Raw genomic sequence first — 7,838 nt, 5'->3', positions numbered from 1 at the left:
CGGCCTCGCGCAGCTTTTCGCGCAGGATGAAGGCGGTGAACGGCGTGGCGTAGACGGGCGCCTTCAGCCGCGGCCACAGCCAGGCGACGGCGCCGATGTGGTCTTCGTGGGCGTGGGTCAGCACGATGCCCAGGATGCGGTCGGCGTATTCCTCGATGTACTGGGGGTCCGGGAGGATCACCTCGACGCCCGGCGTGGTCTGGTCGCCAAACGTGACGCCCAGGTCGACGACGATCCACTTGCGGTCGTGCGCCGGCCCGAAGCCGTAGAGGTTGAAGTTCATCCCGATTTCGTTCGAGCCGCCCAGCGGCAGGAAGATGAGCTCGTCCGGCTCCTTGGCCATCAGCGGGCGCTCCGATTGCGGCGCCAGATCTCCAGCAGGCCGCGGATGGTCAGGTCAGGGTCGAAGTGGTCGATGCTGTTGGTGGCGCCGTGGAACAGCGAGGCCACGCCGCCGGTGGCGATCACGGTGAGGGCCTCGTCGCGTTCGGCCTTGATGCGGGCCACCAGCCCCTCGATCAGGGCGATATAGCCCCAGAAAACGCCCGACTGCATCGCCCCCACGGTATCCTTGCCTACGACCCGCTGCGGCTTCTGGATGGCGACCCGCGGGAGTTTGGCCGCCGCGTTGTGCAACGCCTCCATCGACAGGTTGATCCCCGGCGCGATGACGCCGCCCTCAAAGCCGCCATCCGCCGCAATGACATCGAACGTCGTGGCCGTGCCGCTGTCGATGACGATCAGGGGGCCGGGATAGACGACGCTTGCCCCGATCGCATTGACCAGCCGGTCGGCGCCCGCTTCGGACGGCTTGTCGATCCGGACCGGGATGCCGAGGTCGACGTTCTCGCCGATCACCAGCGGTTCGACGTGCAGGTATCGGCGCGCGAGGTTGCGCAGGTTGAAGATCGACTGCGGCACCACGCTGGAGATGATGCAGCCGTCGAACGCGCCGAGAGACAGGCCCGCCATGGCCAACAGCTGCGAGAGCCAAACGGCATATTCGTCGGCCGTGCGGCTGGAGTGGGTGGCCGCCCGCCACTGCGCCGTCCACGCCTCGCCATCGTGCACCGCGAAGAGCGTGTTGGTGTTGCCCTGCTCGATCGCCAGAAGCATTCACGCCCCCCCGAAGAATACGTCGCCCGCGGTTATCCGCTCCAGGCCCCCGTCGTCCAGCCTGAGACGCAGCGCGCCATCGGTGTCGAGCCCCTCGGCCACGCCCTCGATCGTGCGGTTCGGCAGGCGCGCCACGCACCGCTCGCCAAGTCCGCTCGCCCGTTCTGTCCACCCCGCGGCGATCGGGGCGAAGCCCTGGGCGGCCCACAGGCTCCGCCAGCGCTCGAATGACACGGCCAGGATGTCGAGCGCCACCACGGGCTCGGGCGGGGGAGCGGCCATGTGGTCGGCGAAGGCCGTGGCCGGCCGCTCGACGTCGTCAGGGGCGTGTTTGAGGTTCACGCCGACGCCCACGGCGATCCAGAGCCGCCCGTCGGGCCGCGCGCCCGACTCGACAAGGATCCCGACCGCCTTTCGCCCGTGGACCAGCACGTCGTTAGGCCACTTGAGCCGCGCCGCGCCGGGGCCAAGGCAGGCGTCGGCGAGATCGCAGGCGGACAGGGCGGCGACGAACGAGAGCTGCGCGGCTTCGGCCGGCGGTCGGTCGGTCGCCATCAGCAGGGTGGCGGCGAGGTTGCCCCGCTCGGTCGACCAGGCCCGACCCCGGCGGCCGCGGCCGGCGGTCTGCATCCCGGCCGTGATCCAGACCGGTCCGACCTCCCCCGCCTCGGCGCGCCGCCGCGCCTCGGCGTTGGTGGAGTCGAGCTCGATATAGTTCTCGATCGGCGGGCGGGCGGCCAAGCCGTCAGGCCAGGCCCAGGGCGTGCGCCGCACGCTCGGCCAGCGGGTTCAGCCAGCTCAGCGCCACGATCACGACCGGGAAGGCGAACAGCGCCGAGGCGATGGCGATGGCGTTGGCCTCGACAGGCGGCTTGTCGGTCGCCCCGACGCTGCCGTCGAACCACATCACCTTGATGAGGCGCAGGTAGTAGAAGGCCGCCACGACCGAACCCAGCAGGCCGATCACCGCCGGGCCCCAGAGACCCGCGTCCAGCGCCGCCTTGAACACGAAGATCTTGGCGAAGAAGCCGGAGAACGGCGGCAGGCCCAGGGCGGACAGGGAGAACGCCGTCATGGCCAGGGCGATACCGGGGCGCTCCTTGATGAGGCCCGCCATGTCGTCGATCGTCTCCATCGCCCGGCCCTGGCGCGACAGCGCGGTGAGGCAGGCGAAGAAGCCGGTCACGTCGATCATGTAGAGGACCATGAAGACCAGCATGGCCTGCACGCCCTCGCTGGTGCCCGACGACAGGCCCAGCAGCGCGTAGCCGATGTTGGCGATCGAGGAGTAGGCCCACAGGCGCTTCAGGTTCTTCTGAACCAGGCCCGCGAACGCGCCCACCGCCACCGAGATCAGGGCGATGGCGACCAGCACCTGCTGCCACTGGCCCGCAGCGCCGGCGAAGCCGTCGGCGAGGACGCGGGCGAACAGCACCATGGCGGCAAGCTTGGGCGCCGCGGCGAAGAAGGCCACGACCGGCGTCGGCGCGCCCTCGTAGACATCGGGCGTCCACATGTGGAACGGGGCGGCCGAGACCTTGAACGCGAGGCCGCAGATCAGGAACACGAGGCCGAAGAGCAGGCCGGTATTGGCTTGCGAGCCCGCGGCGACGGCGATCTGGCTGAACAGCGTCGAGCCCGCGAAGCCGTAGATCAGGCTGGCGCCGTACAGCAGCAGACCGGATGACAGGGCGCCCAGAACGAAGTACTTGAGCCCCGCTTCCGACGCCTTGGCGTTGTCGCGGTGCATGGCCGCCAGGACGTAGAGCGCCAGGCTGTGGAGCTCGATGCCGACATACAGCGAGATGAGGTCGCCCGAGGACGCCATCATGCCCATGCCGAGCGCGGCCAGGAGTATGAGCACCGGGTACTCGAAGTTTTTCACGCCGCGCCGCGCAAACCACTGCTGGCCCAGCGGGATGGCGACGGCCGAGGCGACGTAGATCGCCACCTTGGCGAAGGTGGCGGTGGCGTCCGAGATCAGGCCGCCGCTGAAGGCCTCGCCGAACGGCTGGGTCGCCGAGGCGACCGCCGCGGCCAACAGAACCAGCACGCTCGCGCCGCCGACCAGGGAGGTCTGCTTCGGCAGGAACGCGCCGACCACGAGCAGGGCCAGGGCCCCGACCGCGAGGATGACTTCAGGATAGGCGTAGGCCAGGTGAGCGGAGATCATCTTTGGTCCCTCACCCGCCGATCGCCGCCTGGTAGACCCGCACGAGCTGATCCACCGACGTCTGCGTCAGGTTGAACACGGAGTTGGGCTGGATGCCCATGTAGAGCGTCGAGATGATGAGCGGCGCGAAGATGGCCACCTCACGCCAGTCGAGATCGGTGATGCCTTCGAGCTTGGGGTTGGTCATCGGACCGAACACCACGGCGCGATAGAGCGTCAGCATGTAGACCGCCGAGAGGATCACGCCGGTGGCCGCCAGGATCGCCGTCCAGGTCGAGGCCTGGTAGGCGCCGGTCATCGACAGGATTTCGCCGACGAAGCCCGACGTGCCCGGCAGGCCGACGTTGCCCATCGTGAACAGCATGAAGACCGCCGCGTACACGGGCATGCGCGTCACCAGCCCGCCGTAGAACTTGATCTCGCGGGTGTGCATCCGGTCGTAGATGACACCCACGCAGAGGAAGAGCGCGCCCGAGATCACCCCGTGGCTCAGCATCTGGTAGATGGCGCCCTGCTCACCCTCGGCGTTGCCCGAGAAGATGCCCATGGTGACCAGGCCCATGTGGGCGACGGACGAATAGGCGATCAGCTTTTTCACGTCGGTCTGCCGGAAGGCGACCAGCGAGGTGTAGATCACCGCGATCACCGACAGCGCGAACACCAGCGGCGTGAAGTAGTCCGACGCGTTCGGGAACATCGGCAGGCTGAAGCGCAGGAAGCCGTAGCCCCCCATCTTCAGCAGGATGCCCGCCAGGATCACCGAGCCCGCGGTCGGCGCCTCGACGTGGGCGTCGGGGAGCCAGGTGTGGACCGGCCACATCGGCATCTTCACCGCGAACGAGGCGAAGAAGGCAAGCCAGAGCCAGATCTGCGCCTGCGGCGTGAAGTGGTAGGTCATCAGCTCGGGGATCGAGCTGGTGCCGCTGGTCCCGATCATCCAGAGGATGGCGGCCAGCATCAGGATCGAGCCGAGCAGCGTGTAGAGGAAGAACTTGAAGGCCGCGTACACCCGCCGCGCGCCGCCCCAGATGCCGATGATCAGGAACATCGGGACCAGGCCGAACTCGAAGAAGACGTAGAACAGCACGATGTCGAGCGCGCAGAACACGCCGACGACCAGCGTCTCCAGCAGCAGGAACGCGATCAGGTATTCGTGCACCCGCTTGTCGATCGATTTCCAAGACGCCGCGATACAGATCGGCATCAGGAAGGCGGTCAGCAGGACGAACAGGACGGAGATGCCGTCCACGCCCATCCGATAGCTGAGGCCCATGAACCAGGGCGCCTCTTCCACGAACTGGAAGCCCGCGTCGTTCGGGTTGAACTGCGCCACCAGCACGATCGACAGCGCGAACGTCGCCAGGGTGGTGACCAGCGCGATCCAGCGGGCGGTCTCGGCGCTCTTGGCGTCGTCCTTGCCGCCCATGCGGAGCGCCAGGATGCCCAGGACGCCGACCAGCGGGGCGTAGGTGATGAGGGAAAGCAGCGGCATCTAAGGTCGTCCCCTCAAGCAGCCCAGGCCCACAGCGCGTAGGTCAGGAGACCCGCGACGCCGAGGAGCATGACGAAGGCGTAGTGGTAGACGTAGCCGGACTGCAGGCGCCCGGCGCCCTTGCCCACCCGGACCGACAGCGCCGAGACCCCGTCCGGGCCCAGCCCGTCGATGATCTTCTGGTCGCCGCCCTTCCAGAACAGGTCGCCCAGGAGCTTCGCCGCACGGACGAAGGTGGCCTGGTAGATCTCGTCGAAGAACCACTTGTTGTAGAAGAAGGTGTAGAGCAGGCCGTTGTTGGCCGCGAGCTTCGCGCCCAGGCCCTCGCGCCAGATGTACATGTAGGCCGCGACCAGCAGGCCGCCCACCGACACCACCAGCGGCGCCCAGACCACCCACAGGGGCGCCTCGTGCTCGCCCCCGCCGTGCTCGGCCGGAAGGTTGAAGATCGCGCCGCGCCAGAACTCGCCGTTCTCGTGACCGATGAACTGGTGGTGGAAGGCGAAACCCGCCGCGATGGCGCCCACCGACAGGACGAGGAGCGGAATCCGCATCGTCCAGGGGCTCTCGTGCGGCAGATGGTCGTGACCATGGCCGTGAGCGTGGTCGTCATGCGCCTCAGGCAGCGGCTCGTCGTGGCTCTCGGCCTGGGCATGGCTCGCGTGGTCGTCATGGCCGTGGCCATGGTCGCGGTTGTGCCAGTGGTGCTCGAGATCCTCGCTGGTCCATCGGGCGTGGCCGTTGAACGTGAAGAACGCGACGCGCCAGGAGTAGAAGGCCGTCAGGCCGGCGACCAGGATGCCAATGGCGAAGGCGAAATAGCCCATCGGATGCCCTGCCCCGCCGGCCGTATAGGCGGCGTGGATGATCGCGTCCTTGGAATAGAAGCCCGCGAAGCCGATCTCGATGCCCGGGATGCCCAGGCCGGTGATGGCGATCGTACCGATGGTCATCACCGCATAGGTGATCGGCAGGTACTTCTGCAGCGCGCCGTAGCGGCGCATGTCCTGCTCGTGGGCCATGCCGTGGATCACCGAGCCGGCGCCCAGGAACAGCAGCGCCTTGAAGAAGGCGTGGGTGAACAGGTGGAACATGGCCGCCTGATAGGCGCCCACGCCGGCGGCGAAGAACATGTAGCCGAGCTGCGAGCAGGTCGAATAGGCGATGACCCGCTTGATGTCGTTCTGCGTCAGGCCGACCGTCGCGGCGAATAGCGCGGTGACGGCGCCGATGACGGTGACGATGTTCTTGGCCACCGGAGCGTATTCGAACATCGGCGACAGCAGGCAGACCATGTAGACGCCGGCGGTCACCATGGTGGCCGCGTGGATCAGGGCCGACACGGGGGTCGGGCCTTCCATGGCGTCCGGCAGCCAGGTGTGCAGGAAGAACTGCGCCGACTTGCCCATGGCGCCCACGAACAGGAGCGCGCACGACAGGTCGATCAGCGAGAAGTGGCCGCCCGCGAAGTCCCAGCCCTTGCCGACCGCCGGGGCGATCAGGGGGAACAGCTTGGCGAACTCGATGGTGCCAAACGCCCAGTAGACCGTCATGATCCCGAGGGCGAAGCCGAAGTCGCCGACCCGGTTGACGACGAAGGCCTTGATGGAGGCGGCGTTGGCCGTGGCCTTGTGGTGCCAGAAGCCGATCAGCAGGTAGGACGCCAGGCCCACGCCTTCCCAGCCGAAGAAGAGCTGCATGAAGTCGGCGGCGCTGATCAGGCTCAGCATCGCGAAGGTGAAGAGCGACAGGTAGGCGAAGAACCGCGGCTTGGCCGGGTCGTCCGCCATGTACCCCCACGAGTAGAGGTGCACGAGCGACGACACCGTGGTCACGACCACCAGCATCACCGCCGAAAGGCCGTCCAGTCGGAAGGACCAGTTGGAGATGAAGTTCCCGACGTGGATGAAGGGCGCGTAGGTGACGGTGAACGGCTCCAGGCCGCCCCAGGTCCAGCGGCTGAACACCACCCACGACAGGGCGGCCGACAGGAACAGGAAGCCAGTGGTGACGGCCATCGACGGCTTGTCGCCGATGAGCTTGCCGAACAGGCCCGCCGTGGCCGCGCCGATCAGCGGGCCGAACAGGATGATGGTGACGAGGGCTTGGGGATCCACTTGCGCTTAGCCCTTCATCATCGAGGCGTCGTCCACGGCGATGTCGCCGCGGTTACGGAAGAAGGTGACGAGGATGGCGAGGCCCACGGCGGCTTCGGCGGCCGCGACGGTGAGCACGAACATGGCGAAGATCTGCCCCACCAGGTTGCCCAGATAGACCGAGAACGCCACCAGGTTGATGTTGACGGCGAGCAGGATCAGCTCAATCGACATCAGGATGACGATGATGTTCTTGCGGTTCACGAAGATGCCGAAGACGCCGATCGTGAACAGGATCGCGGCGACCGCGAGGTAGTGTGCGAGGCCGATGATCATTCGCCGATCCCTTCGCCGCGGTTGGGGTTGACGAGCTTCATGCCGGTCTTCGGCGTGCGCAGAACCTGGTCCATGATGACCTGGCGGCGGACGCCGGGCTTGTGGCGCAGGGTCAGCACGATCGCGCCGATCATCGCCACCAGCAGCACCAGGCCGGCCGCCTGGAAGAAGTAGATGTAGTCCGTGTAGAGCACGCGCCCGATCGCCTCGGCGTTCGAGAGGGCCGAGCCGTGGCCGGACGCCACCGGCCCCACCGCGTCCTTGGCCGCGCCCTGGCTGGAGACCGTGGTGGCCACCAGCACCATCTCGGCGGCGAGGAACGCGCCGATCAGCAGGCCCAGCGGCATGTAGCGGGCGAAGCCTTGCCGCAGGGCGGCGAAGTCCACGTCCAACATCATCACCACGAAGAGGAAGAGCACCGCGACGGCGCCCACGTAGACCACCACCAGCAGCATCGCCAGGAACTCGGCGCCCATCAGGACGAAGAGGCCGGCGGCCGAGAAGAAGGCCAGGATCAGCCACAGCACCGAGTGCACCGGGTTGCGGGCCGAAACCACGCAGAATCCGGCCGCCACGGTCACCGCCGCCATGAGGTAGAATGCGATCGCCTGCAGGGCCATTCGGC

8 protein-coding genes are annotated in these 7,838 nt (G+C 67.5%); all 8 read right to left on the bottom strand.

The features are described 5' to 3' along the window. On the bottom strand, nucleotides 1-343 hold a 343-nt coding region (locus Q0L11_RS09100), incomplete at its 3' end, for an MBL fold metallo-hydrolase (RefSeq protein WP_296596803.1). Then, a complete protein-coding gene (locus Q0L11_RS09095; RefSeq protein ID WP_296596802.1) occupies nucleotides 343-1,116 on the bottom strand; it encodes a type III pantothenate kinase in 774 nt (257 codons plus the stop codon). The genes Q0L11_RS09095 and Q0L11_RS09100, both read right to left, overlap by 1 nt. Further along, a complete protein-coding gene (locus Q0L11_RS09090) occupies nucleotides 1,117-1,857 on the bottom strand; it encodes a biotin--[acetyl-CoA-carboxylase] ligase (RefSeq protein WP_296596801.1) in 741 nt (246 codons plus the stop codon). A 4-nt stretch (nucleotides 1,858-1,861) separates the two neighbouring features. Next, nucleotides 1,862-3,289: an NADH-quinone oxidoreductase subunit NuoN gene (gene nuoN, locus Q0L11_RS09085; RefSeq protein WP_296596800.1), complete on the bottom strand. Its 1,428-nt coding sequence runs from the start codon at nucleotides 3,287-3,289 to the stop codon at nucleotides 1,862-1,864. A gap of 10 nt (nucleotides 3,290-3,299) precedes the next feature. Then, on the bottom strand, nucleotides 3,300-4,781 hold the full coding sequence (locus Q0L11_RS09080; protein WP_296596799.1) for an NADH-quinone oxidoreductase subunit M: 1,482 nt from the start codon (nucleotides 4,779-4,781) through the stop codon (nucleotides 3,300-3,302). Between the two features lie 14 nt (nucleotides 4,782-4,795). Further along, nucleotides 4,796-6,898 carry an NADH-quinone oxidoreductase subunit L gene (gene nuoL / locus Q0L11_RS09075; protein WP_296596798.1) on the bottom strand — a complete coding sequence of 701 codons (2,103 nt, stop codon included), beginning with the start codon at nucleotides 6,896-6,898 and terminating at the stop codon, nucleotides 4,796-4,798. Between the two features lie 6 nt (nucleotides 6,899-6,904). Then, nucleotides 6,905-7,210 carry an NADH-quinone oxidoreductase subunit NuoK gene (gene nuoK, locus Q0L11_RS09070; RefSeq protein ID WP_296596807.1) on the bottom strand — a complete coding sequence of 102 codons (306 nt, stop codon included), beginning with the start codon at nucleotides 7,208-7,210 and terminating at the stop codon, nucleotides 6,905-6,907. After that, on the bottom strand, nucleotides 7,210-7,833 hold the full coding sequence (locus Q0L11_RS09065) for an NADH-quinone oxidoreductase subunit J (RefSeq protein ID WP_296596805.1): 624 nt from the start codon (nucleotides 7,831-7,833) through the stop codon (nucleotides 7,210-7,212). Before Q0L11_RS09065 ends, nuoK begins: the two co-directional genes overlap by 1 nt. Nucleotides 7,834-7,838: the final 5 nt, after the last annotated feature.

This window comes from Phenylobacterium sp. (genome assembly GCF_024508875.1).
In the GTDB taxonomy this organism is placed as follows: domain Bacteria; phylum Pseudomonadota; class Alphaproteobacteria; order Caulobacterales; family Caulobacteraceae; genus Phenylobacterium.
Note: the sequence above shows the minus strand (reverse complement) of the source record. Positions and strands in the feature narration are given on the sequence as shown.

What these genes read in the sequence shown, in the direction of transcription:
- Q0L11_RS09065 (WP_296596805.1), bottom strand. Translation starts at nt 7,833, where the DNA reads ATGGCCCTGCAGGCGATCGCATTCTACCTCATGGCGGCGGTGACCGTG.
- nuoN (WP_296596800.1), bottom strand. Translation starts at nt 3,289, where the DNA reads ATGATCTCCGCTCACCTGGCCTACGCCTATCCTGAAGTCATCCTCGCG.
- Q0L11_RS09095 (WP_296596802.1), bottom strand. Translation starts at nt 1,116, where the DNA reads ATGCTTCTGGCGATCGAGCAGGGCAACACCAACACGCTCTTCGCGGTG.
- Q0L11_RS09080 (WP_296596799.1), bottom strand. Translation starts at nt 4,781, where the DNA reads ATGCCGCTGCTTTCCCTCATCACCTACGCCCCGCTGGTCGGCGTCCTG.